Here is a 23894-nt window from a genome sequence, read left to right as displayed (position 1 = left end):
GGCTGCAGGGCTACAGCCAAAGAAGTGTTCTGTCCCTGATGCACACCACCGTTTCAGACCGGGGATTGCGTGTCAATTGATGCCAATAGTACATTGTTTGACAAAGTTCGCACACGGAAGCCAGTCTTTAGGCGTAGTCTCGAAAAGGGCCTTGTTGTGAAAAACCGTAGTCTCAAAGGCTCCCCGGCCCCCGGCATCGACCTGTTCGACAGCAGTCGGGAGCGATCCTCCGTCTACGAGTTGATTCGCCGCGACATCGTCTCCGGTCGCCTCGCCGCCAACGAGCGGCTGGTGGTCGCCGATCTCGCCAGCCAGCACGGCACCTCCACCAACCCGGTGCGTGAAGCGCTTCAGCAATTGCGGGGCGAGGGGCTGGTGATCATCGCCCCCAGCAAGGGCGCCCGCGTCAGGCCCATCGACGACGAATTTGTGCGCGACATCTACGAAATCGCCGTGCTGATCGAACCGGCGCTGACCAGGTGGTTCGTCAACATGGCGACCGCCGACGATATCGCCGAACTCGACAGCATCCAGAAGCAGATCGAGGAAAACAACTTTGCCGATGCCGTGCGGCACGGCGAACTCGACACGGCCTTCCATACCGTCATGTACCGGCGCCACTACAACAAGCATGCCGCCGATCTCTGGTGGAAGCATCGCGAGATCCTGCGCGCCGTCAGCGGCCGCTTCGGCTTTACTCTGGCGCGCCGCGCCGCGGTGCTGCGCGAGCACCGGGAACTGATCGGCCTGGTCAAGGCCCAGGAGGCCGACAAGGCCGCAGCCACGATTGCGCGACATGTCGAGGGCTCGGGTCGGCACATTCTCGAACAGATGCGGGCCAATGCGACGGCCCGTGCCGGCTAGGCCCGGCCGGCGACGACTGCTCACACGAACCGCCGCCATCCTGGACGTGCGGAATTGAAAGGCAACGACACTATGAAGATCACGGGCGTAACGCCGTGGCTGGTCAAGTCCAGCGCGTCCTATTGGGGAGAATTCCTGTTCGTCGAGGTGACGACGGACGAGGGCGTCAGCGGCTGGGGCGAGATCACCACCACCACCAAGCTCGCCAATCGCGCGCTCTGCGCCATCCTCAGGCGGATTGGCGAGGTGCTGGAAGGCGAGGATCCGAGCCACATCGAGCGCCTCTGGCACAAGCTGTTCCGCAGCTTCACCTATATGGGCAGTCGGGGTGCCGCGGTCGAGTGCGTCAGCGCCATCGACATCGCCCTCTGGGACATCATGGGCAAGGTCCTCGACAAGCCGATCTACGAGCTTCTGGGCGGTCCCGTCCGCGACGAGATCTCTCTCTACACCCATCCCGACCAGCGCAAGTTCACCACCAGGGAAGGTGTCGTCGCCGAGATCCGCGCCATCGTCGATTCCGGTCACACGGCGCTCAAGTTCGATCCGTTCCCGTACCAGGGGCAGGGGGCCCGTGAACAGCGAGACGGCTACCTCGACGGATCCATGACGCGCAAGGATGAACGGGAGGCGGCCGAACTCACCGCACTGATCCGCGAGACCGCCGGCCCCGACGTCGACGTCCTGATCGATGCCCACGGCCGTTTCGATGTCCCCACCGCCATCCGGCTCTGCCGGTCGCTGGAAGAGGCCGGCAAGATCGACTGGTTCGAGGAGCCTGTGCCGCCCGAAAGCCTGAACGCCCTCAAGCAGGTGCGCGACAAGGTCAGCGCCGCCATTTCCATTGGCGAGCGGGCCCACACCAGATGGGACTTCGTGCCGATCCTCGAGAACAAGCTGGCCGACTACATCATGCCCGACGTCACCTGGACGGGCGGCATCAGCGAGCTCAAGAAGATCGCCACCCTGGCCGAGGCCTACTATGTGCCGATCTCGCCTCATGATGCGGCCGGTCCGATCAACGTCGTCGCCGGCGCCCAGGTGATGATGACTGTGCCCAACTTCTATCGCCTCGAGACGTCCGAGTGGGACCTGTCCAAGTACAACGACTTCATCAAAACCCCCCTCGATAATTCAAATGGCAGTCTCAAGCTTCCGCGTGCCCCCGGCCTTGGCGTCGAGATGAACCGGGACTATCTGGAAGCCAACGTGATCGATTGATCTGCAACGGGGCGTTGGGCCACGGCCCGGCGCCCCGTCCACTGGCGCGCTAGCGGATCAGGCTCTGCCCTCCGTCGATGTTGAGCACCGCGCCGGTGATGTGGCGCGCCTCGGGCGAACTGAGGAACGCGATGCCGTCGGCGATGTCGCTGGCGCTGGCCGGCTTGCCGCCGGTGATCGGCACGTCCCCCTCGGGGAACTGCACCGGAATGCGCGTCTCCTCGGTATTGCGGCGGAACGTGTTGATGCCGATCCCGGTCACTGTCGAGCCCGGGCAGATAGTGTTCACCCGGATGTGGGACTTGGCCAGTTCCAGTGCCAGCTGCGTCGCCAGCGCCAGTTGCGCCGCCTTGCTCGCCGAGTAGCACGAGGCCCCGGTGGTGCTGAACGTCCGCTGCCCGTTGACCGACGCGATGATGGTGATCGCCCCGCCGCCGGCCGCCCTCAGCATCGGCACGCCGAGGTGCAGAGCCAGGTAGGTCCCGCGCAGGTTGCTATTCATGGTCCGGTCCCACTCGGCCGGCGTGATGTCGTCGATCGGCGCCCAGACGCCGTTGATCCCCGCCGCCAGCACCAGCGTGTCGAGCCGCTCCGTCTCTGTCGCAATCCGCTCGAATGCGGCGCGCATCTGCGCCTCGTCGCTGACATCGGCCACGATGGAGAACGCCTCGCCGCCTGCCGCCGCAATCTCCGCGCAGACGGCCGTCATCCCGGCTTCGACGATATCGATCAGCCCGACCCTGGCGCCGCGTGCTGCCAGCAGCCGCGCCGCAGCAGCGCCGATCCCCGAACCGCCGCCGGTCACCAGCGCAACCTTGCCGGCCATGTCCAGATCTCTGCTGCCCGATCCTTTAGTGCTAGTCTGTGTGCTCAACTGTCCCCCCTGGGTATTCTGGCGGTAATTGTCGCCGCCGCACGTATGACGCCCAGCCGCAGGCGCTCGCGTAGAGTGGCGTCCTTGTCGGCCAGGAATGGAATGCTCAGTGCGCCGAGAAAACGGCCGCCCGGATCGTAGACCGGTGCCGCCACCGCATGCACCGTTGCGCTGTGTTCGCCCATCTCGACAGCGAAGCCCTGCTTGCGGATCCGGGCGAGGTCGGCGCGCAGCTTGTCGGGATCGACAATGGTCTTGGTGGTGTACTGCGTCATCGGCCCGGCCAGGTGCTGCTCGAGATCTTCGGCCGACATATGCGCCATGATCATCTTGCTGGCCGCGCCGGCATGCAGCGGGTAGCTGGTGCCGACCGACGGGGCAGGGCTGTATTCATGCTTGCCCAGGATGGCCACGATCACCCTGGCCTTGTCGCCATCACGCACCGAGAGCTTGGTCGGTTCGCCCAGCTCGTCGCGCAGCTGCTGCGCTACCGGTGTTGCGATCTCGACGAGATCGTAGCTGGTGTCGGTGCTCTTGACCTGCGCCGCGAGCGCCGTCAGTCGCGGTCCCAGCGAGAACACGCCCTCCGCGTTGCGCCGGACCAGCCGGTGCGCCAGCAGGGTGTTGAGGATTCGGTAGACCGTCGACCGGGGCAGGTCGAGTTCGCGCGTCAGCTTGCGGATGGTCGCGCCATCCGGCTCGCGTTCGAACAGATCGAGCATTGCGATCGTGCGTTCCAGCACCGGCACGCCGTTGCGGACGCTGTCGTCCTTCAGCATCAGTCAGTCTCCCCACCTCACGTTTAGCACCATATGAGACACACGTGAAGTTCATATTTGGGATAATAGACGCCGCGATTTCAGCTATAACAAATGCCGCAAGAGGAAAACGGGAGGACCACCGACCATGACTGCCAGCGCCACCGAAGCGATCGAGGACAACATTCGCACCAGTTCGCGGCCCAGCGATCTGCGTATTACCGACATTCGTGTCGCCGAGATCGTCGGCGCGCCGTTCACCTCGGCGCTGCTCAAGATCTACACCAACCAGGGCATTGTCGGCCTCGGCGAAGTGCGCGATGGCGCCAGCGCCACCTATGCACTGATGCTCAAGAGCCGCCTGCTCGGCGAGAACCCCTGCGATGTCGACCGGCTGTTCCGGCGCATCAAGCAGTTCGGCGGCCACGGCCGTCAGGGCGGCGGCGTCTCGGCCATCGAGATCGCGCTCTGGGACCTGGCCGGCAAGGCCTACGGCGTGCCGATCTACCAGATGCTCGGCGGCAAGTTCCGCGACAAGGTGCGCGTCTACTGCGACACCGATGCCGACCGGCCGAGCGGTACCGAGATGGGCAAGCGCCTCAAGCAGCGCATGGACCTGGGCTTCACCTTCCTCAAGATGGACCTTGGCCTGATGGAAATCGCCGATGTGCCAGGCGCGGTCGTCGGCCCCTCCGGCGTGCTCGACGCCTTCCGCCACCATGCCGGCGGCATGAAGGCCAGAACGCTCGAGGAGCGCAAGGCGCGCAACCTGGTCTACGACGCCCAGAACGTCATGCATCCGTTCACCGGGCTGCATTTTTCCGACAAGGGCCTCGACCTGCTCGAGCAGTACATCGCCGAGGTGCGTGCCGAGATCGGCCCGGAGATCCCGCTGGCCATCGACCACCTCGGTCACATCTCCATGCAGGACGGCATCCGGCTGGCGCAGCGCATCGAACAGTACACCCCGGCCTGGCTCGAGGACGTGATTCCCTGGCAGCACACCGAAGGCTATCGTCGCCTGCAGGAAGCCACCTCGGTGCCGATCTGCACCGGCGAGGACATCTATCTCAAGGAAGACTTCGAGCCGCTGTTCAAGGCCGGCATCTCGGTCATCCACCCCGATCTCCTCACCTCCGGCGGCATTCTCGAAACCAAGAAGATCGGTGATGCCGCCCAGCAGCATGGCGTCGCCATGGCCATCCACATGGCCGAAAGCCCCATCGCCGCCATGGCCGCCGCGCATGTCGCGGTCGCCACCGAGAACTTCATGGCGCTTGAATATCACAGCGTCGAAGTGCCGTGGTGGGACGACATCGTCACCGGCCTGCCCAAGCCGCTGGTCAAGGACGGCTTCATCGAAGTGCCGGACAAGCCCGGCCTCGGTATCGACGACGTCGTCGACGAGGTCATCAGCCAGCACCTGCAGGATGGCGTCAAAGGCATCTGGCTGCCCACCGACCAGTGGGACAACGAGCGACTCCTGGGACCGCACCTGGAGCTGATCGCCTGCGGGCAGCGCTCCACCGGACCCGGGGGGAGCGCAGCCAGCGAGGGCGACGGAAGTCTGATGTCGAAATGCCGGCGCCCGCGTTGACGCGCGCGCACACCGGTTTCAAGAATTCCAGATATGGGAGTAACCTGTTCATCATTGAACGGGTTTGAGGGAACGATTTATGAAAATCACTGACGTGCGCTGTGCCGTTATCGGCAAGCACCCGATTGTCCGCATCGTCACCGACGAGGGTCTGTATGGTCTGGGCGAGGTGGAATACACCAAGCCCTACATCAAGCCGTGGGTCATGCATTTCCGCGATGCGCTCATCGGCGAGGACCCCACCGATGTCGAGCGCTGCATGCTCAAGATCCGCCAGCGCGGCTCGTTCAAGCCGCATGGCGCCGCCGTCTCGGTCATCGAGCATGCTCTCTGGGACATCGCCGGCAAGGCCCTCAACGTCCCCAGCTACAAGCTGCTCGGCGGCAAGGTGCGCGACAAGGTGCGGGTCTATAACGGTTCCATCCGCCAGCATCGCACCGGCGACAAGCCCGAGGACTACGCCGCCGACGTCAAGTGGATGATGGAGCGGCCCGAAAACTTCTTCATGGTCAAGCAGGGCATCGGCTTCCACTCCAACCAGAAGCGCTCGATCCCCGATTTCCACTACGGCACCAGCCAGCCGCCCGGATATCACGGCGCCATGGACCAGGGCCAGATCAGCACCTATGCCATGGGCCAGATGCTCGAATGCGTCGTCGCCATGAAGGAAGTGCTCGGCGACAAGGTCGGCCTTGCCCTCGACTGCGGCCCTGGCTGGTTCCTCAACGACGCCATCCGCTTTGCCAACAACGTCCAAGAGCACAACCTGATGTGGCTCGAGGACATGCTGACCGGCGACTATGTGCCGTGGGTCAACCCGCAGGCCTATCGCGAGCTCACCACCTCCACCACCACGCCCATCCATACCGGCGAGCAGATCTACCTGCGCCACAACTTCAAGGAACTGATCGAGACCCAGGCCATCCGCGTCGTCGGTCCCGATCCCGCCGATATCGGCGGCATTGCCGAGCTCAAGTGGGTGGCCGAGCACGCCTACATGCACTCCATCATGATGGCGCCGCACGGCACCGCCAACGGCCTGCTCGGCCTCGGCGCGCTGATCAACGTCTGCGCCACCCTGCCGGCCAACTACATCGCCTTCGAATATCCGTCCGCCTCCGATCCGTGGTGGCATGACATCGTCATCGGCCTGCCCGATGGCCCGATCGTCAAGGACAGCCATGTCGAGCTGCTGCCCGCTCCGGGCCTCGGCCTCGATATCGATCCTGAAGGCGCCAAAAAGTACCTGCGCGAAGAAGACGCCGGTTTCTTCGACGCCTGATCCCGAACCTCCCGGTCCGGTCCGCCTTGCGGGGAAACGCTTTCCCCACAGGGCGGACACGGCCAGGGGCGGGCAGGGCGGCCCTTCGGGCCACCGCCTCGACCCGCTAACCCCTTCAAAACTGCGACGTTTTTACGTCTTTTCGCCACGGGTGCCGATCTTGGGGAAAACCAGTTGATCCCCGCCCGCATTGCCGCTACAAGGCACCCCGAAACGACGCCCGCGGCCCCCGCGCCGCTCGTCTTTCCTTGCGCCAGCGCGCTTGGGGAATAGTTCAACGGTAGAACAGCGGACTCTCGACTCCGTCAATCTTGGTTCGAATCCAGGTTCCCCAGCCAAACTCTCAGCAAAACATCAATCTTTCCAGCAGGTTAGAGCCAGCCTAACCGGCCAGATCGTGGGCTTTACCACCGATTTGGCCACCGGATTGGCCACCGGCGTCACTCCTGTCATTCCGGAGCGGTGCGGAACCGCTGGGGAAGGTTCTGCCGCTTCGCTGACGGCACGCCGGCATTGCTGGAGCGTCCACGATGGGCGTTGGATCATACTTGCGGCTCAAGGGCCGTGCCTCCGTGTTTCGCCGCAAGGTCCCCGGGGCCCTGCGTGCCCGACTTGCGCGAACCGAAATCTGTGCGACCCTTGGAATCGTCAGCAGGGATTCGGCCGAGCGTGGCGCCCGTCAGGTCGCGGTTGCTGTTGACGCGTTCTTTGAGAGTGCGGTGCGTGACATGAACCTGAACAGTGCCGACCTTTCCCGTGTTGTTGCGGCCACAATTAATGCGTGGCGCGAAGGCGACGAGCGGCATGATGCCCGCTTCGTCCTCGCTCATGGCCGCACCCTGGGCACCCCGCGTGACAACGCGCTTCACCTTGCCGAAATGGCCGAAATGGCGCTTGCCGCGCATGGGGCCGGTGCAAGCCTGCATGACGTCTCCTTTATCGGGCACCGCTTCGTCGAGGCCGGGATTGAACCGCCCAGCGACGCGCCGGACATGCACCGCGCCGGCCGCGAAATCACCTTGGCACTTTCCAGCTACTACCTGGGCGCCGCAATAGAACTGGCCGACCGTCATGACCTTGGCCGCGGCCTTCGCGGGTTGCCGGTTGAACGCTGGCGCGTCCACCTCTCACGACTGATAAGCCAGCTAGAGCTGACCGTGGTCGGACCCGCTCACATCGCATCTGCGGTAGGGCCGGCTGCAATGCCGCCCACGGTGCCGCCTCCAGAAATGGCCGATACCCGCGCCTCTTCTGCGGCGCCAGCGGAGATTTCCGGGCCGCTGTTCTCGGAGGTGATCATTGAATCGCTGCAGCGGCGCATGGCCACCAGGGAGCTTGCAAAAAGCGCCCTGCAGGACGCCCAGTCCAGCATTCGCATTTGGTGCGAGGTGGTCGGCGATCGTGCTTTGACCGGCTATCGTCGAAGCGACGTAAGCCGCTTTCAGGAAACCTTGATTAGGCTTCCGAAGCACTATTGGCGTTCAGCCAGCGAGCGCACGAAGCCTATCCTCCAGGTGATTGCCGAGGCCGAGAGCCGCAACAAAAACTACGTCCGACTTCAGAACACGACCGTCAATAAGCATCTATGCGTCATCGCGCCATTCTTCGAATGGGCCATAAAGCACGAGAAGATGCCGGAGCCCGATAAGCCGTTCTGGAACGGGTTCATGCTTCCTACAGGGGCGGCAGTGACCGGCTTGGAGGTCAACGAGGAGCGTCCCGGTTGGCCTGATGATCAGATCGCAAAACTGTTTCGGCATCCCGTCTATACCGTGCGCAGGTCAGAGTACTTCTACAACGAGGCTGGAACGGTGATCGTCCGCGACGGGCTTTACTGGACTCCAATCATTGCCGGACTCCACGGCATGCGACGCGAGGAGTTCAGCCAGCTCAGGGTCCGTCACGTGCGCCAGATCGAAGGGATCTGGGTGTTCGATCTTCACGCAGCGGACATCGACCTCAAAACTCCATGGTCGCGGAGGTATGTCCCACTGCATCGAGACCTGCTGGAACTCGGCTTCGTTGATGAAATGGTTACGGGACGAAATCTGGATGAAATGCTCTTCGCCGAACTAACCAGGAGTGCGGCCAACGATGTGTTTGGTGACGCGATCGGCAAGCGCGTCGCGCGCATGATGGACAAGGTCGGAATGGAAGTTGTCCGCAAGGACGGCAGCGAAAGCGATGGCGTCTATCACCCGTTCCGCCATCGGGTGCGCACGATGCTCGTCAATCTGAACGTAAACGAGGCTATCATCGACAGCATTACCGGCCACAGCCCGAAGAAGCGGGGCGGGCAGCAGGCACGCTACACGGACGCGGTGCATATCCCGGTGCTCAAGAAATTCGTGGATCACGTGACACTGCCCTACGATATCCGGGCGATAGACGCGGTTTGGCAGAAGAACGCCACTAGGGGGACGAAGCATGCGCGCTCGGAGAACTCGTCCGGGACAATATAGCTCACGGGTCGGGGTTCGAATCGCTCCTCTCCGCCAGTTTCCTGCGCTTTCCGGGCCCGCCCGAACCCTGGATTTCCTGGCCTTGCAGCCACTGACGTGGCTCCGTTCACTAGAGCCCGGTCGCGAAGCGGACGCGATCTGCAAGGTCGGCTGGTTTGATGGCGGTCCGAACTCAACCTTGAGGCTGGAGCAGTCTGCGGATGTCAGCAGCGGAAATCGGAGGATCCTGCCGGTGTGCCACTGAATGGCAGTTGGAACACAGGGGGATCAGGTCGGTCCGGGGGTCGATGACATACCCGGCTACAAGCTTTGAAACCGGCACCGTGTGGTGGACTTCGATGAAACCGCTGGCGATCGCGCCATAGCGCTCCGCGAAGTTCATGTCGCATGCCTTGCAGGACAGCGGATGCGCGGGATGAAATGCACCCGGGATCACCGAAGCGACCATCGGATGGTGGAGCGGGGAACTGCAGCGCGGCAGCAGCAAGCGGCACGCCATGTCGCTTGCACACCGCCTCGATGCCCCGCACATGGGCGGTCTGCTACGGAGTATGTCGATGCGGTTCATCGCCAGCCGCCTGCAGGCTGTCTTCGTAGGACCGCATCACTCCATCGTAAGAATAGTCGTAATGGTGCTCGATTGGAGCCCCTCGGGCCAGCTTCGGTCCGTTCTGGCAAAGGCTTCCGGATCGGCCGGTGAGGTGAAGATGCGGCCGACCTTGGTAGAGAGCCGAACCTCCGCCCGCGGTTGGTTCAGCAAATAGTTGCCCATGCGGCGCTCGCTGAGCCCTCGGCCGTATCACGGTGACGTGTCAGCGGACGCCGCCGGCCCATGCGGCATCCATTGTTGCTTCCGCATCTACATTACTCACGACCGTGAAGTGGTTGCCCAGGGCCCCGCCGAAGCCGAGTCGCGGCAGCATGACCCGGGTGCGGCCGACCGGCCTCTGCTCAAATGGATCCATCAGCTTCAGGTCAGCTTGGTAAAGGGAATCGCCTTCGGGACGACCTGCGCCAGCAGGTCATCGATCTCTCGCGCCGTAACCGCGTCAATCGCCGTGGTCGGACCGCGCACCACTGCGGTGCGGATCACGCCACGCCTCACCAGCAGTTGCTTGTGCATGAAGTAGAAAATGTCGCCACCCTGGTTGCCCAGCCGGTTGATCGCCATGATCGTGCCATCGAACCGTTCGCGGGCCTGCGTCTCGTCGCCTGCTCGGAATGCGTTCCACACCGCCACAAAGTCGGCCGGCTGGCTGCAGAACGGCATTGTGCCCAGTGCTCCGCGCCGCATCTCCTCAATAAAATAGCTACCCCCGGCGCCGCCAAAGATCGTGAGCTTGTTGCCGGCCGTGGCCGACATCGCCGCAACCTTGCCAGTGACCGGCACCGTCTCGACTTTGATGTAGGAGACGTTTCGGCAAGCGTCCGCGATGCGCAACGCCAGCCCAGGTGGCACCGGCCCCTGCGGCACATCCTGAAGAATGATCGGGATGCCTACAGCCTTGTCGATGGCGACGTAGTAGTCGAAGATTTCGTCGGGGCTTGCTGGCATGAACGAGGGCGGGATCACCATCAGTGCGTCGGCCCCCGCTGCTTCGGCCGCCTTCGAGTAGTAGACGGCGAGGTCGGTGCCCGCCGCGCCCGAATTGATGACGATCGGCACGCGCCCGCGTGTCGCCTTTATGACGCAGTGTGTCACCTGCTCGCGCTCGGCTTCGTTGAACTTGAAGATCTCACTGCCCAGCGCCACGCCCAGCCCATGGACGCCAGCGGTGATGTTGAACTCAATCAAGTTGGCGAGGCTTTCCTCATCTATCCTGCCGTCCTCATGGAACGGTGTGACGAGGATTGGAACGACGCCATGAAGCAAGGGGAGGGACATAAAAACTCTCTGGTCAGAACAGCAGTCAATCGGCGTGGAACATCTCTTCGAGCGGCTCCTGCACGGGCGAGTAGTCCGGGTTGGTTTCCATGTAGGGCGCCATCATCTCCCACCATTTCCAGACAATCGGGTCGATTGGCGTGCCAGGCACGACCATATGGTCGACCTCCTGGTAGGCGAAAAGAAGCAGCCCGTAGCGATAGATCGAGAAGTTGCGTGTGCCATTGCGCTTCATCAACGCCAGCATCTCGGGCCAGATCTGGTCATGCTTCTGCTTGTAGATCGCCTCGTTGCCGGGCTTGAGCTTCATCACCCACGCGTGCCGCATCACTTCCCCCTCACGCGCTCTTGCGGGCGAGAGCGGACGCGACTACCGGCCACTCGCCCCTGAACCCGAGGCGCCGGCTGACATGCCCGCAGGCCTCGTTGAGCATGTCGACCAGGGGCTGGATCTCCGGACCCGGCTTCTTCACCGACGAGCCGGTGATGCTGATGGCCCCAGCCGGCCTGCCATTGGCATCGAGGATCGGCACAGCGACGCAATAGACGCCCATCACCACCTCCTGGTTGTCGATCGAGTAGCCGCGCGCCTTGATACGGATGAGTTCAGCCTTGAGCGCCGCCGGGTCCGTGATGGTCTTGGGAGTGAGAGAAGGCATGGGGCCGTCCAGCACCTTCTGCTGGTCGACATCGTTCATGTAAGCCAGCATCGCCTTACCGGCGCCGCCGCAATAGATCGAGCCGCGCGAACCGATGCGGAGATCAAGCTGCATACCTTCTGAGCCACGGACCTTGTCGATGCAGACGCCATGGATGCCAGTCAGGGCATTGATGTTGACCGTCTCGCGCGTCGCCTCGGCTATATGCTCGGCGAACGGGCGGGCCAGCGAGGGCAGGGCAATGCGCTCGAGCTGGATGCCGGTGATCTCCAGGAGCCGGAATGACAATTCCCACTCACCGTTAAGTGAACGTTCCGTAATCCCCTCTTCCTCGAGGTCTAGCAGCAGCCGGTGTACTGAACCGAGCGGCAGGCCAAGCGCCGAAGCAATGGCACGTACACCCAATGGGCTCTTGCGTGCCAATAGCTCCATTACCTGCACTGATCGCTTGATGCTCGACATCGTACGGCCGCCCCTCGCGCCTACCAGAACTTCTTTTCAAGGGCCAAGGGATCGATCAGGTTGTCGTCGATATAGTCCCACTCGATTTCGTAGCCCATGCCCGGACCTTTTGGCATGTGGACATAGCCTTCGGAGTCGATTTTGTCGCAGGTGTTCCTGAGATAGGGGTGCGGCGCATCGTAATCGACACCGGGCGCCAACAGGCCTTTTTCGTAGTATTCGGAGGTATCTTCCGACGTCGCGCCGATGACCTGCAGGTTGCCCCAACCGGCCATGTGCATTTCGCAGCGCAGGCCGTAGGCCTCGGCCACGATTGCCGTCTTTCGCGCCCCGGTAATGCCGCCGCGCACCACATCGATGCGGCTCATGTCGCCCGCCCCGCGCAGGATCCATTCGGCTCGTGAGAACACCCCGCCCGCCACGATTTCCGGGGAGAGGATCGGGATCGAAAGTTCGCGGCTCAGCCGGACATAGCTCTCCACTCGGTATTCCGGCATCGGGTGCTCGTACCAGTAGAAGTTGAGCTTCTCGAGCTCTCGCCCGACCTGGATGGCCTCTTCCATGGTCATGTAGGTGCCCCAGGGGTCAAACATCAGCACATAGTCCGGCCCCACCGCCTCGCGCACCAGATGGCAGGTCTCGATATCGGCCTTGATGTTGGAGGGGCGGCCGGGCGTCGGCTGCTTCGTCTCGGGGTTCCAGAAATAGTGCGGATGGATCTTGTAGGCTTGATAGCCTTCGTTCTTGCAGGCCAGCGCATGCTCGGCATAGACGCGCGGCACGCCGATATTGGGATAGGTCGATGCATAGGCTTTGACCTTCTCGCGTCCGGCCCCGCCCATCAGTTTGTAGACCGGCGTGTTGAAGGCGCGCCCCGCGAGGTCCCAGAGCGCGTTGTCGATCACGCTCGCGACATTCTCGGGCGTATTGTTGACCCAGAGCCATTTCCAGACCATCTCGCGATCGAGTGGATCTTGCCCCTTGAGCAGCGGCAGGATGCGGCCGCGGATCATCTGCTGGTCGACCACATTGAGGCCCTCGGCATCGCCATGCGACCCGCCGCCCAGGTAGTAGCCGGTAACGCCCTCGTCGGTTTCGATGGCAAGAACTGTCTGCATCAAGTCGGCCTTGGGCACGGGCAGGGCATGGCCCACGTCCCAGCGATCGGCATAGGTGCGGAACGTCTTGATGCGGATATCGGTGATCTTCACGTCTTTGCCTTTCAGGAGTTATTCGTAGGCGTCGCCGCCACGCAGGCGATCGAGCAGCACGGCGGCGAGCAGCAGCAGGCCGACTATGATGTTCACGTAGTATGGGCTGATCGCCCTAAGATCGAGAATATTGGATACTCCGGCCACCGCAAGCAGGCCGAGCGCCCCGCCGATCGGATTGCCGACGCCACCGCGCAGGATGGAATAGCCGCCGATCATCAGCGCCGCATAGACCTGGAATTCGAGGCCGAAGCCCGTCGCTCGCGCCGCCGAGCCGAGTTGGCCGGCATAGATGATGCCGCCAGTACCGGCGCCAAAGGCTGACAAGAGCAGCGCCGCGGCGCGTACCCGCTTCACGGAAATACCGGCTCGCGCCGCTGCCCGGTCATCGCCCCCGACCGCCTGCACGTGCCGGCCAAGCTTGGTCTTGGTCACGATGATGGCGGCGATCACGGTGAGCAGGACGGCGATGAGGAAGAATAGCGGCAGTCCAAACAGCGTCTGGTTGACGATGGTAAAGAGGTCGACATTGAAGGCGAAGATCGAGCCTGAGGAGCCGACCAGGACCCATGAGATCCCGCGCAGGGCGACCAGCATGCCCAGCGTCGCCGCAATCGGCTCGGCGCCGAACGCGACGATGGCGATGGCGTTGATCCCGCCGAAGACAAGGCAGAGCGCCAGCGTCACTGCCCCCGCAGACACCGGGTCCCAGCCGATCGACAGCAGCAGCGCAAAACATGCCGACGAAAATCCCACCATCGAACCGATCGAGAGATCGACAACTCCGGCGAGCAGTGCAAAGCCCGCAAAGGCACCGACAACAAGCGGCACGATGACGAAGCTGCCCATGATCGAGATGTTGCCGAACGAAAGGAACTTTGGCCCCACCCAGAACCAGCCCACTGCGATCACCGCGATGAAGGTGATGAGGATCGAGGCCACCGACCCCGTCAACAGCTCGCGCAGGCGATTGTGCGGCACCACGTAGCTAGTGGAGTTGGCTGTCGTGTCTGTCATTGCGGTGCCTTCCGCGCACGGTAGCCGTCGATCGCCACGGCGATGACGAGGATGAAGCCCTGGAAGATCGATTGCGTGTCCGAGCTCAGCCCGAAGAACACCAACGAAGTCGGCACCGTCGAGAGGAAGCCGACCGAGAGCAGCAGCATCCAGAAATTGCCGCGCCCGCCGGCCAGTGAGATGCCGGCGAGGATCACGGCAGCGATGATGTTGAGCTGCAGGCCATTGCCCGAGCCCGGATTGAACGGTCCGCTGGTCGCTGCGAACAGCACTGCGGCAAAGCCGACAAAGCCGCCCGCTGCCATGAAGATGGCGAACCGCGTCGCCGTCAGCGAAATGCCGCGCGCCTTGGCAGCAGAACGGTTGCCGCCCACTGCAATGGCGCGGCGGCCATAGCGCGTCCGTGGCAACAGGAAGCCGACAAGCAGCACGAGGCCCAGCATCGGCCACCAGATCGCCGGTAGCCCGAGGAGATTGGTGCGGCCGAAGGCATGGATGTCGCTGCCGCGCGGGACTTCGGCGAGCTGGAACACGAGGAACAGCGACGCAAGGCCGATGAAATTGGTCGCGAGCGTCACGATGACGGGATTGAGCCGGGCGAAGACGATGAGCGCCGCATTGACCGCACCACAGAGGATGCCGGTCAGCACCGCGCCGAGGATCACCACCGGCAGCGGCAGCCCGGCTTCAGAGAGCCGCACGGTGACAAGGCTGGCCGTGATCAGCGTTGCCGGCTGGCTGAGATCGATGAAGCCGCCGGAGATCGCCACCAGCCCCTGGCCGATGGCGAGGACACCGACCACCGCCATGGTGAAGGTCACCGCCAGCAGCGTCTGGTGCGAGAAGAAATCGGGACGGTAGAGCGTGGTCGCCACGATCAGCGCCAGCCAAACCCCAGCCAGCATCAGGGCCGTGCCCCAGCCGCCGAAGCGAACCTTCAGCGGCACAGCCGGCGACGCGGTTTCAATGGCTGGATTGAGGGACATGGGTGGTTCCGGTGGAGTCAGATCTTGCAGTCGGTCCCTTCGCCCCGCTGGGGAGAAGGTGGCGCAAAGCGCCGAATGGCGGGAGCGCAACACACGAGAACGCGTGGGCTACCCTGCCCCTCTCCCCAAGGGGGAGAGGGACGAGAGTGTGGAGCCCTTACTTATTCGGGCAGAACAGGTCGTATTCCGTTGTGCCGGCCGGAGCGGCCAACAGCTGGGCGACGCGTTCGTTCATCTCCGGCACGGCCTTGGCCTGCTCGGCCGAAACCGGGCACGGCTTGACCTTTGACGCCGGGTCGCCGGCATCGGCCTTGAGCGGCGGCACGTTGCCTTCGGCGATTGGCTTGATCACGTCCTTGATAGCATACACGGCGTAGCCTTCGAGGAAGTAGAACACCGAACCGACGAGGTGCGGGTTGACGTTGTCGCCGGTGATGAAAGCGCCGTCCTGTCCCCAGCCGAGCACTTCGTCGGCACGACCGAGCTGTTCGGCGGCGTTGATCAGCGACAGCACGCCGCCGTCATTGAGACCGACCACGGCCATCTTCGTGGCATCGGGATGCGCGGCGAGCAGGTCGCGGGCAGCCGGCAGGCCCACGGCGGCGTCGCCCTGGCTCTCGAAGCTCACCCACTTCTCGTCCGGAATGTCCGGGCAGACATTCTTGAGGCCGGTGCGCATGCCGCCCGTCCGCCACTCGTTGACGATGCCGGCGGCAGCGCCTTCAGCCGAGATCACGAGGTCGGGGTTGCAGTCCCACTTTTCCTTGATCAGCGCACCGAGCTGTTCGCCACCGGCAATGCCGGCGCCGAGATTGTCGATGCCGACGAAATACATGCCGGGGTCGGCGATGTCATAGGTGACAACCGGAATATTGGCGACCTTCAGCACCTGCGCGATGGCCGGGTTCGACGATGGCTGGCCGTTGAACTGGATGACGGCGTCGACGCCTTCCTGCGCGAAGATCTGTGCATTCTTGAGCGCGGTTGCGGGATCGTTGTTGTTGGAGAGCTCGACATAATCCCAGCCCTCCTTCTCGGCGAGGGCGCGGGCGACGTCGCCCTGGGCCTTCATCCAGTCGCAGCACGGATTGCCGCCAACGGCCATGCCGAGCTTGAACGTGTCCTGCGCCTGCACGGTACTGGCGAGGCCGAACGCGGCCGGAACGGCTAGCGCCATCACGGCGAAAGCGTGGGTCAGTTTCATCATGGGTTCTCCTCCCTGAGATGTCTTTTGGTAGTCACCGGCCGGGCGTTGGGTTCAGGCCGGAATGGGTGTGGCGGTTGCCGCGTCGGCATCACCCGGAATGGCTCCGGTGATTAGCCCGACGATTTCGGAAACCTCTGTGTTCTTGACGGTGCGCGTGGCGATCGAGCGCCCCAGCCGCATCACCGTGATGCGGTCGGCAACGCTCATCAGCTGCTGCATATTGTGGCTGACGATGATCACGCTGACGTCCTGCTTGCGCAACTCGCGGATGGTATCGAGCACCTGGCCGGTCTCGCGCACGCCGAGCGCGGCCGTGGGCTCGTCGAGGATGACGATACGGCGGCCCCAGAGCAATGCCCGCGCAATGGCGAGGCACTGGCGCTGGCCGCCCGACATGCCTTTGACCGTGACGTTGATCGAGGGAATCTTGACCTGCAGCGAGTCCAGCACTTCGCGGGCGCGCTGCCGCATCTGCCTGTCGTCGACAAGATTGAACAGCCGCGCCAACGGGTTCTTGGAAACCTCCTCGCGGCCCAGATAGACGTTCTGGTAGGCGGTCATGGTGTCGACCAGCGCCAGGTCCTGGTAGACTGTCTCGATGCCCGCATCCATCGCATCCTGAGCGCGCCGGATCTGTACTGGTTTGCCATCGATCAGGATCTCGCCGCTGGACGGGCTGACGATCCCGGAGAGGATCTTGAGCAGTGTGGATTTGCCGGCACCATTGTCGCCGACCAGCCCTAAGACTTCCTGCTTGCGCAGCGACACCGAAGCGTCAGCAAGGGCAATTACCGCACCGAAATGTCGCGTTATGTGCCGTGCCTCAAGCACTGGCGTCGGAACCGGATCAGCCATTTAGCACGCCTCCTAAACGTTCCATATGTGGAACGACCGTACCATATACCGAACGCTAGCGAGTCTCCTGTTGCTCTGTCAATACGTCTTGAGGGGTTATGGCTCGTCGTAGAAAGCGCCAACCATGCTGAGTTGCGGGGGGTGGCGATTGGCTCACACCCGTATGCGGGTGCCTTTGCAGACGCAGCAACCCTGGTCCATCCTCGCCATAGCGTCCGCCGAGGTAGTGGCCGCTAATGTCACAACTTCGATCGAAGGCTTCGCCGTTGCGGATCGCTTGGCAGAGAACACTGCTGCCGCCGATATCCAGCGCAGTGACGAGGAAATGGCTGCCTCTTGGCTGTTATGGAGTAGCTGCGCGCCTCAAGGCGCGCTTCTGCGCGGCGATTCGGAAGGGGGCATTCGGTGCGCCGTAGCCTGAATACCCACCGCGGCGCTCGACAACCTCGAAGAAGAAACCCTCGCCGAATGTCGGGCTGTAGAACTGGAAGAACTCACCTTCGCCGTCGCGATCGTAGAGAATGTTGTGGCGGCGCAGGCGATCAACGAAGTCGGGGTCAAGGCCGAGTCTCGCCTCCACGTCGCTGTAGTAGTTCTCGCTGATCGGCAGGATCGAGAGCCGCATTTTCTTGGCGCTGGCAAAGATGTCGTCGGTGGCAAAGGCCAGGTGCTGTACGGATGAGCCGAAGGTCTTGGTGACGAAATGTCCAGCAAGCGTCCGGTTGTTCTCGGCGCCATTCAGTGTCAGCCGCAGCGTGCCTTCGGCATTCTCGATCACCTGACTGCGAACGAGGCCCGACGGATCGGGCACGTCGACTACACCGCTTTTGTGCGTCGCAAAAATCGACCGATAGAACAGCACCCAGGTTAGCATCTCGTCGTAGTTCATGGTCTGGGCAACATGGTCGATGCGCGTCAGTCCCGCCCCTGCCTCGGGCGGCGCGGCGGCCATGATGAACTCGTGCTCCCAAACCCGGCCGAGATCGCTTCCGTCATCCAGCAGATAGATCACGCCGCCGCCGACGCCGCGAATGGCGGGAATCGCAAGCTCTACCTCGGCCACCTTCTGTTCGAAAGGCTGGGCGCCAAGAGTGCGGGCGCGCGCCACTGCGGCGGCGGCATCTGCAACCTTCAGCCCGATGGCATAAGCGGAGATGCCATGCGTTACCCAGCTCGAGTGCGCGAGGCCGTCCGCCTCGGTATTGATGACAATATTGATCCGACCCTGGCGGAACAGTTCGACGCTTTTCGACCTGTGCCGGCCGGCGCTGACGAAACCCATCCCCTCGATCAGCGCCTGGAGTTGCGCGGCCTCACTCTGATCGGCCGCAAATTCGACGAACTCGACGCCGCTGACGCCAATCCTGTCCGGCATTGCAGGAACAGATATGGCGTTGCCTGGCTCGATGCGATTGACCTGGTCCATCAGGTTGATGAGGGAGCGCCTGCCATCGACCGAGATAGCGCGCGGTGATCCGCCGCGAAACTGGTCGTTGAAGATCTCGAGCGAGAGCGGTCCATCGTAACCGGTGGCGGCGACGGCGCGCATGAATTCGACGACGGGCAGGTCACCTTCGCCGGGCATGTTGCGGAAATGCCGGCTCCAGTACAGCAGGTCCATCTCGATCAACGGCGCGTCTGCCAGTTGCACGATGAAGATTTTGTCGCCCGGGATCGAGCGGATCGTGTTGGGGTCGATCTTGCGGGCCAGGGTGTGGAAACTGTCGAGGATCAGACCGATGCGGGGGTGATGGGCGCGCCGCACGATCTCCCAGGCGTCGCGGTGATCGTTGACATGCCTGCCCCAGGCGAGTGCTTCATAGCCGACACGGACATCAAAGCCGGCGGCTATATCTCCGAGTTCGCGGAAGTCGTCGGCCGCCCTGTCGATGCCGCCGAGTGCAGCCGGCGACACGTTCGAGCACACCAACATCAGGTCGGTGCCCAGCTCGTTCATGAGCGCGAATTTACGGCGGGCGCGTTCGAAGGCTTGGGCCCGCAAAGGCTCCGGCAGCCCCTCGAAATCCCGAAACGGCTGGAACAGCGTAATTGTCAGGCCGAGATCCCGGACCATCCGGCGAATCTCGCCGGCGCTCGCGCCAAACGTGAGGAAGTCGTTCTCGAAGATTTCGACGCCGTCGAATCCTGCCGCGGCAACGGCTTCCAGCTTCTCGGCGAGGTCGCCGCTGATCGACACCGTTGCAATCGAGGTCTTCAAGCTGCACCTATAAACGAACTAGTTCGTACATTACGGGTAGTCGTCGAAGTCCTGGCGGTCAAGTGCGAGGTGCGAGGATCCCGCGCTCCGCGAAAGGCGGGTGATGGCGCTAGATCGTGCCGAGATGCTCCGGGATGACCACGTGGCGCAGGATCATGTCGACGGCGTTTCGTTTCAGCGATGACTGCGCGGCAGCGGTGCTGAGGTCGCGTCCGAACAGCTTTGAGAACGTCGCCCGGTTGGAGACGTTGAAGAAGCAAAGGGCACTGACCTGCCAATGTACCTCGAGCGGGTCGAGGCCGGGGCGGAACAGTCCTTCGACGACGCCGCGCCTGTAGATCGCCTCGATAGTAGCGATGGCGGTGACGTTCAACTGCCGGATGACCTTCGATTTTTCGAGGTAGTCGGCATGATGAATGTTCTCGATCATCACCATGCGGATGAAGTCTTCATGCCGGTGGTGGTGGTCGAAGGTGAACTCGACCAGGCGGCGCAGAGCTTCGATGGGGGGCAGCCCGTCTATGTCGAGTTGTGCCTCACCTTCACGCACCGTGCGATAGGCGTTCTCGAGGACAGCGAGGTACAGCCCTTCCTTGTCGCCGAAATAGTAGTAGATCATCCGCTTCGAAGAACGGGTCCGGGCCGCGATCTCGTCTATGCGGGCGCCGGACAGCCCGTTCAGCGCGAACTCCTCGGAGGCGACTTCGATGATGTTCTGCCGGGTTCCCTCAGGGTCCTGCGTGCGAGACTGCGCCTTGTCGGTCTGAGGGTCGCCCCGTGCCGGCTTCAAGTCCATCTTCGTCCGCGCTCCCCACCCTCCAGACGGAGAGATTGACTAAACTAACCAGTTCGTACATTCATACGAACAGCCGATGCGAGCATTTATCGGTGGACCGCGTCCGATGGCAAGTGTGCGGCTGGTTGTGCAGAGCTCGTTCTGACCGGCTTGGAGATCATTTTGACCACACCCAGGATCGAGGCGACCCGGCGGTACATCGGCGGGATGATGGAGGCGCGTCAGGCGTCTGGTGGCCGCCGGCTGCTGGTTGGACTCATCGGCCGCGGCATACAGGCCTCGCGCACGCCTAGGATGCATGAACTCGAGGGCACGAGGATCGGGCTGGACTACACCTACCTGCTCATCGATTTCGACACGCTGGGGCTTTCGGATGATGATCTGGCCGCCGTGATCGACCTGGCCGAGCAGAGCGGGTTCGCGGGGCTCAACGTGACCTTTCCGTTCAAGCAGGCGGTGATTCCGCTGATGGACGACCTCGCGCTCGAGGCGGCCGGGATTGGGGCCGTCAACACCGTGGTCTTCGAGCGGAACCGAAGGATGGGCCACAACACCGATGCCTGGGGTTTCGCCGAGAGCTTCCGTGAAGGCCTCGTTGGGGCCGACCTGAACAGTGTGGTGCAGTTCGGGGCCGGGGGTGCCGGCGCGGCGGTGGGGCATGCCCTGCTGTCGTTGGGGACCCAAGGGTTGATCCTGTGCGAGACCGACCCTGCCAAGGGGGCAGCCCTCGCCGAGCGCCTGTCTACGCGCTTTTCGGTGGACGTCACGGCGGTTGTCGACCCCATCTCGGCTGTGCCCGCGGTAGCCGGAGTGGTGAACACCACGCCCGTGGGGATGGACAAGTTCCCCGGGCTGCCGTTCGACAAGGCGTTGCTGCGGGCAGGGCAGTGGGTCGCCGATGTCATCTATTTTCCGCCCGAGACGGAACTGATCCGTCGCGCCAGGGCGCTTGGCTGCCGCACCCTGCCAGGCAGCGGCATGGCGGTCTATCAGGCGGTGAAGGCCTTCGAACTCTTCACCGGCATCGCCCCGGATCGCGCGGCCATGACCAACCACTTCCGCGCGGCGGCATAGGCCCTAGCGTCCAACTCTGCCCGTTCCGACGATGTGGTCGATGCCGCGGCTGATATGGGCCTTGAGCAGCGTCTGTGCGACGCCTTCGTCACGGGATAGCGCTGCGCGAAGCAGCGCGAGGTGGTCATCGGCCACCGGTTGCCCGCGAAAACTGCCAGCCAGCATGTGGTAACGCAGGAAGCGGTCGAAGACCGTGGTGTGGAGCTCCATCATCGAACGCGAACCGCAGGCCGAGATGATGGCTTCGTGGAAGCTCCGATCGTACTGGATCCATTCGGGCGTGCGGTAGCTCTCGCCGGCCAGCAGGCGCTTCTCGATCGCAGCCAGCTTGTGATGGGCCGCGACGACGCGCCCCTCCCACTCCAGGTCGCCGCGTTGCAGCGACAGGCCAAGGGCATGGCTCTCCAGCAGCAGCCGCAGGTCGCCGAGCTCCTTGAGCTCCCTCAGGGTCGCCGGGGCCACTTCAAAGCCCCGCTGCCCCTCGGCAACCACGAAGGACTCGCTAGCCAGCCGGGTGAGGACCTCGCGCAGGGTGCCCACGCTCACGGCGTAGCGCTGTTTCAGCTTGTCCAGCGTCAGCCGATCACCCGGCAGCAGCACGCCGTGGATGATCTCGCTGCGAATGGTTCGGAAGGTGCTCTCGCCAACGGTGTCGTCGTGCTGGTCTATCATTGCCCTACAAAGTTTAAATTGTTCGATAGTTGACATATTGACGGATGAAACGATCTGTGTCCACATCCATTGCAGCAGCCGGGAACCGGCAGCGGATAGCCATTGATTGACATGTACGAACTGTTTCGTACAAAGTGACGCAAGCCTGTCGAGGGATGAGACGACAGGCAGGAGTGCCCGCGCAGCGGGCTGACGGGCGAAAGCGCCCAGGATGGGAGGATCGACATGAGTTTCCGTATTAAGCGGCGTGCCGCTATTTTTGGCGCGGTCGCACTTTTTGCTGCGAATGCCATTCCGGCGTTCGCACAGGACAAGCCTAGCTTGCGCTTCTCGGCTGTGTTCTCGGAGCAGGACATCCGGGCCGGCATGATGAAGCGGTTCGGCGATGCCGTCGCCGGCTTCGCAACGCTCGAGCCCTACTATGGCGGCAACCTGTTCAAGCAGGGCACCGAGCTGGTTGCGCTGCAGCGCAACAATCTTGAGATGGGCAACATTGCTCCGCAGGACGTCTCGAACCAGATTCCGGCCTGGTCGGTGCTGACCTCCGGCTACCTCTTCCGGGACGCCGACCACCTGCGCAAGTTCTTCGACAGCGAAGTCGGCGCAGAGTTCAAGAAGATGGCCGAGGATCAGCTTGGCATCCACATCCTCGGCCCGACCTATTTCGGCATCCGCCAGGTTGGCCTGCGGGTGGACAAGGAAATCAAGACGCCGGCGGATATGGGCGGCATCAAGCTGCGCATGCCGGGTGGCGACGCGTGGCAGTTCCTCGGCACCGCGCTCGGGGCAAACCCCACACCGATGGCCTATGCCGAAGTCTATACGGGCCTCCAGACCGGTGCGATCGACGGGCAGGACAATCCGCTGCCGAATGTTGAGAACATGAAGTTCTACGAGGTGATGAAGCAGATCGTCCTCACCTCGCATCTGGTTGGCTACGACCTGCTCGTCATCTCGAAGTCTGCCTGGGACAATCTCGCACCGGCCGACCAGGAGGCTCTGCAGGCGGCCGCAACCGCGGCCATCGACTTCAGCCAGGCCGAGCACATCGCTCGCGAGGCCGATCTGCGCAAGAAGTTCGAGGACGGCGGCCTGAAGATCTACGAGCCGGATGTCGCCGCCTTCCGTGAGCACGTGCAGAAGCAGTATCTCGACAGCGACCTGGCCAAGGATTGGCCCGCTGGCGTGATCGACAGGATCAACGCGCTCTAAGCCATCCTCCCTGACAGTCGGCGTCGTTTACGCGGCGCCGACCGTCCCTTCGGACGGATCGACCCGATGTCCAGACTGAAGCAAGCCGGTGCCTGGCTTCACGCGCGCGCCGAGAACCTCCTGGCCGCGATGCTGGCGACAATGTTCGTCGTCTTCATCATCCAGATCGTGTTCCGCTACGTGATCAACCTGCCCATCGGGTGGACCCAGGAAGTCAGCTCCATCATGTGGCTCTGGCTGGTCCTGTTCGGCAGCGCCTTCGTCATTCGCGACTACGAGGAGATTCGCTTCGACCTGATCTACTCGACGGTCAGCGATCGCACCCGGCGCATCCTCGTCGTCATCTGCGCGGTGGTCGTGGTGTTCTTCTTCGCCCTCTCGCTGCCTGCGGTGCTCGACTATATCGGCTTCATGAAGGTGGAGCGCACTGCCTACCTCAAGATCCGCTTCGACTGGCTGTATGTCATCTACGGCCTCTTCGCCGTGGCGACGATCATCCGCCAGCTTTGGCTCGGGTACCATGCCATCTGGCACCGTGATGAGTCCGAGGTCGATATCACCAAGATCAAGTCGGGGATGTAG

At 63.0% G+C, this 23894-nt stretch carries 21 protein-coding genes, 1 tRNA gene and 2 pseudogenes; 10 read left to right on the top strand and 14 right to left on the bottom strand.

Annotated features, from left to right (window positions below; all coding sequences use genetic code 11):
- Positions 1–156 precede the first annotated feature (156 nt).
- Entirely contained in the window at positions 157–864 is a 708-nt protein-coding gene (locus AC0L4C_RS17420; RefSeq protein ID WP_473400979.1) for a GntR family transcriptional regulator, read from the top strand.
- 72 nt (positions 865–936) lie between these two features.
- Positions 937–2085 (top strand): mandelate racemase/muconate lactonizing enzyme family protein, encoded by a 1149-nt coding sequence (locus AC0L4C_RS17415; RefSeq protein WP_473400978.1) that lies wholly within the window; start codon positions 937–939, stop codon positions 2083–2085.
- 49 nt (positions 2086–2134) lie between these two features.
- On the opposite strand, the gene AC0L4C_RS17410 is transcribed toward AC0L4C_RS17415, so the two are convergent.
- Together AC0L4C_RS17410 and AC0L4C_RS17405 are read right to left on the bottom strand one after the other, a co-directional pair.
- Complete coding sequence (locus AC0L4C_RS17410; protein ID WP_473403550.1) at positions 2135–2917, bottom strand: SDR family oxidoreductase; 783 nt, start codon at positions 2915–2917, stop codon at positions 2135–2137.
- Positions 2918–2955: 38 nt separating this feature from the next.
- Positions 2956–3738 (bottom strand): IclR family transcriptional regulator, encoded by a 783-nt coding sequence (locus AC0L4C_RS17405; protein ID WP_473400977.1) that lies wholly within the window; start codon positions 3736–3738, stop codon positions 2956–2958.
- Between the two features lie 127 nt (positions 3739–3865).
- Between AC0L4C_RS17405 and AC0L4C_RS17400 the strand changes: the two are divergent.
- From AC0L4C_RS17400 to AC0L4C_RS17380, 5 genes and pseudogenes are all read left to right on the top strand, one after another.
- Positions 3866–5222: pseudogene (locus AC0L4C_RS17400) on the top strand (mandelate racemase/muconate lactonizing enzyme family protein).
- A gap of 171 nt (positions 5223–5393) precedes the next feature.
- Positions 5394–6596, top strand: coding sequence for a mandelate racemase/muconate lactonizing enzyme family protein (locus AC0L4C_RS17395; protein WP_473400976.1), 1203 nt, complete (start codon positions 5394–5396; stop codon positions 6594–6596).
- A gap of 263 nt (positions 6597–6859) precedes the next feature.
- Positions 6860–6934, top strand: a tRNA-Glu gene (locus tag AC0L4C_RS17390).
- A 192-nt stretch (positions 6935–7126) separates the two neighbouring features.
- Positions 7127–7303, top strand: a pseudogene (locus AC0L4C_RS17385) (DUF6538 domain-containing protein); the annotation flags it as partial.
- Between the two features lie 21 nt (positions 7304–7324).
- On the top strand, positions 7325–9058 hold the full coding sequence (locus AC0L4C_RS17380; protein WP_473403587.1) for a site-specific integrase: 1734 nt from the start codon (positions 7325–7327) through the stop codon (positions 9056–9058).
- Positions 9059–9230: 172 nt separating this feature from the next.
- On the opposite strand, the gene AC0L4C_RS17375 is transcribed toward AC0L4C_RS17380, so the two are convergent.
- The 11 genes from AC0L4C_RS17375 to AC0L4C_RS17325 all read right to left on the bottom strand — a co-directional run bounded on the left by AC0L4C_RS17375 (position 9231) and on the right by AC0L4C_RS17325 (position 20354).
- Positions 9231–9545 carry an HNH endonuclease gene (locus AC0L4C_RS17375; RefSeq protein WP_473400975.1) on the bottom strand — a complete coding sequence of 105 codons (315 nt, stop codon included), beginning with the start codon at positions 9543–9545 and terminating at the stop codon, positions 9231–9233.
- 483 nt (positions 9546–10028) lie between these two features.
- Complete coding sequence (locus AC0L4C_RS17370) at positions 10029–10943, bottom strand: dihydrodipicolinate synthase family protein (RefSeq protein ID WP_473400974.1); 915 nt, start codon at positions 10941–10943, stop codon at positions 10029–10031.
- A 25-nt stretch (positions 10944–10968) separates the two neighbouring features.
- Positions 10969–11271, bottom strand: a complete 303-nt coding sequence (locus AC0L4C_RS17365) for an L-rhamnose mutarotase (RefSeq protein ID WP_473400973.1) — start codon at positions 11269–11271, stop codon at positions 10969–10971.
- Positions 11272–11281: 10 nt separating this feature from the next.
- Complete coding sequence (locus AC0L4C_RS17360; protein WP_473400972.1) at positions 11282–12064, bottom strand: IclR family transcriptional regulator; 783 nt, start codon at positions 12062–12064, stop codon at positions 11282–11284.
- 20 nt (positions 12065–12084) lie between these two features.
- Entirely contained in the window at positions 12085–13275 is a 1191-nt protein-coding gene (locus AC0L4C_RS17355) for an enolase C-terminal domain-like protein (RefSeq protein ID WP_473400971.1), read from the bottom strand.
- Positions 13276–13293: 18 nt separating this feature from the next.
- On the bottom strand, positions 13294–14292 hold the full coding sequence (locus tag AC0L4C_RS17350; RefSeq protein ID WP_473400970.1) for an ABC transporter permease: 999 nt from the start codon (positions 14290–14292) through the stop codon (positions 13294–13296).
- On the bottom strand, positions 14289–15278 hold the full coding sequence (locus AC0L4C_RS17345; protein ID WP_473400969.1) for an ABC transporter permease: 990 nt from the start codon (positions 15276–15278) through the stop codon (positions 14289–14291). Before AC0L4C_RS17345 ends, AC0L4C_RS17350 begins: the two co-directional genes overlap by 4 nt.
- Positions 15279–15435: 157 nt before the next feature.
- Complete coding sequence (locus tag AC0L4C_RS17340; protein WP_473400968.1) at positions 15436–16485, bottom strand: sugar ABC transporter substrate-binding protein; 1050 nt, start codon at positions 16483–16485, stop codon at positions 15436–15438.
- 51 nt (positions 16486–16536) lie between these two features.
- Positions 16537–17340: an ATP-binding cassette domain-containing protein gene (locus AC0L4C_RS17335; protein ID WP_473400967.1), complete on the bottom strand. Its 804-nt coding sequence runs from the start codon at positions 17338–17340 to the stop codon at positions 16537–16539.
- A gap of 343 nt (positions 17341–17683) precedes the next feature.
- Positions 17684–19558: a bifunctional sugar phosphate isomerase/epimerase/4-hydroxyphenylpyruvate dioxygenase family protein gene (locus AC0L4C_RS17330; protein ID WP_473400966.1), complete on the bottom strand. Its 1875-nt coding sequence runs from the start codon at positions 19556–19558 to the stop codon at positions 17684–17686.
- Positions 19559–19667: 109 nt separating this feature from the next.
- On the bottom strand, positions 19668–20354 hold the full coding sequence (locus tag AC0L4C_RS17325; protein ID WP_473400964.1) for a TetR/AcrR family transcriptional regulator: 687 nt from the start codon (positions 20352–20354) through the stop codon (positions 19668–19670).
- Positions 20355–20564: 210 nt separating this feature from the next.
- Between AC0L4C_RS17325 and AC0L4C_RS17320 the strand changes: the two genes are divergently transcribed.
- Positions 20565–21428, top strand: coding sequence for a shikimate dehydrogenase (locus AC0L4C_RS17320; protein ID WP_473403549.1), 864 nt, complete (start codon positions 20565–20567; stop codon positions 21426–21428).
- 3 nt (positions 21429–21431) lie between these two features.
- On the opposite strand, the gene AC0L4C_RS17315 is transcribed toward AC0L4C_RS17320, so the two are convergent.
- Positions 21432–22100 carry a GntR family transcriptional regulator gene (locus AC0L4C_RS17315; protein ID WP_473400963.1) on the bottom strand — a complete coding sequence of 223 codons (669 nt, stop codon included), beginning with the start codon at positions 22098–22100 and terminating at the stop codon, positions 21432–21434.
- A gap of 225 nt (positions 22101–22325) precedes the next feature.
- Between AC0L4C_RS17315 and dctP the strand changes: the two genes are divergently transcribed.
- Positions 22326–23312 (top strand): TRAP transporter substrate-binding protein DctP, encoded by a 987-nt coding sequence (dctP, locus tag AC0L4C_RS17310; protein WP_473400962.1) that lies wholly within the window; start codon positions 22326–22328, stop codon positions 23310–23312.
- A 66-nt stretch (positions 23313–23378) separates the two neighbouring features.
- Positions 23379–23894 carry a TRAP transporter small permease gene (locus AC0L4C_RS17305; protein ID WP_473400961.1) on the top strand — a complete coding sequence of 172 codons (516 nt, stop codon included), beginning with the start codon at positions 23379–23381 and terminating at the stop codon, positions 23892–23894.

The sequence above is a fragment of the Devosia sp. J20-27 genome (genome assembly GCF_055808595.1).
Note: the sequence above shows the minus strand (reverse complement) of the source record. Positions and strands in the feature narration are given on the sequence as shown.

What these genes read in the sequence shown, in the direction of transcription:
- AC0L4C_RS17305 (WP_473400961.1), top strand. Translation starts at nt 23,379, where the DNA reads ATGTCCAGACTGAAGCAAGCCGGTGCCTGGCTTCACGCGCGCGCCGAG.
- AC0L4C_RS17345 (WP_473400969.1), bottom strand. Translation starts at nt 15,278, where the DNA reads ATGTCCCTCAATCCAGCCATTGAAACCGCGTCGCCGGCTGTGCCGCTG.
- dctP (WP_473400962.1), top strand. Translation starts at nt 22,326, where the DNA reads ATGAGTTTCCGTATTAAGCGGCGTGCCGCTATTTTTGGCGCGGTCGCA.
- AC0L4C_RS17360 (WP_473400972.1), bottom strand. Translation starts at nt 12,064, where the DNA reads ATGTCGAGCATCAAGCGATCAGTGCAGGTAATGGAGCTATTGGCACGC.
- AC0L4C_RS17380 (WP_473403587.1), top strand. Translation starts at nt 7,325, where the DNA reads ATGAACCTGAACAGTGCCGACCTTTCCCGTGTTGTTGCGGCCACAATT.
- AC0L4C_RS17335 (WP_473400967.1), bottom strand. Translation starts at nt 17,340, where the DNA reads ATGGCTGATCCGGTTCCGACGCCAGTGCTTGAGGCACGGCACATAACG.
- AC0L4C_RS17415 (WP_473400978.1), top strand. Translation starts at nt 937, where the DNA reads ATGAAGATCACGGGCGTAACGCCGTGGCTGGTCAAGTCCAGCGCGTCC.
- AC0L4C_RS17320 (WP_473403549.1), top strand. Translation starts at nt 20,565, where the DNA reads ATGGAGGCGCGTCAGGCGTCTGGTGGCCGCCGGCTGCTGGTTGGACTC.
- AC0L4C_RS17315 (WP_473400963.1), bottom strand. Translation starts at nt 22,100, where the DNA reads ATGATAGACCAGCACGACGACACCGTTGGCGAGAGCACCTTCCGAACC.
- AC0L4C_RS17395 (WP_473400976.1), top strand. Translation starts at nt 5,394, where the DNA reads ATGAAAATCACTGACGTGCGCTGTGCCGTTATCGGCAAGCACCCGATT.
- AC0L4C_RS17350 (WP_473400970.1), bottom strand. Translation starts at nt 14,292, where the DNA reads ATGACAGACACGACAGCCAACTCCACTAGCTACGTGGTGCCGCACAAT.
- AC0L4C_RS17365 (WP_473400973.1), bottom strand. Translation starts at nt 11,271, where the DNA reads ATGCGGCACGCGTGGGTGATGAAGCTCAAGCCCGGCAACGAGGCGATC.
- AC0L4C_RS17340 (WP_473400968.1), bottom strand. Translation starts at nt 16,485, where the DNA reads ATGATGAAACTGACCCACGCTTTCGCCGTGATGGCGCTAGCCGTTCCG.
- AC0L4C_RS17370 (WP_473400974.1), bottom strand. Translation starts at nt 10,943, where the DNA reads ATGTCCCTCCCCTTGCTTCATGGCGTCGTTCCAATCCTCGTCACACCG.
- AC0L4C_RS17325 (WP_473400964.1), bottom strand. Translation starts at nt 20,354, where the DNA reads ATGGACTTGAAGCCGGCACGGGGCGACCCTCAGACCGACAAGGCGCAG.
- AC0L4C_RS17405 (WP_473400977.1), bottom strand. Translation starts at nt 3,738, where the DNA reads ATGCTGAAGGACGACAGCGTCCGCAACGGCGTGCCGGTGCTGGAACGC.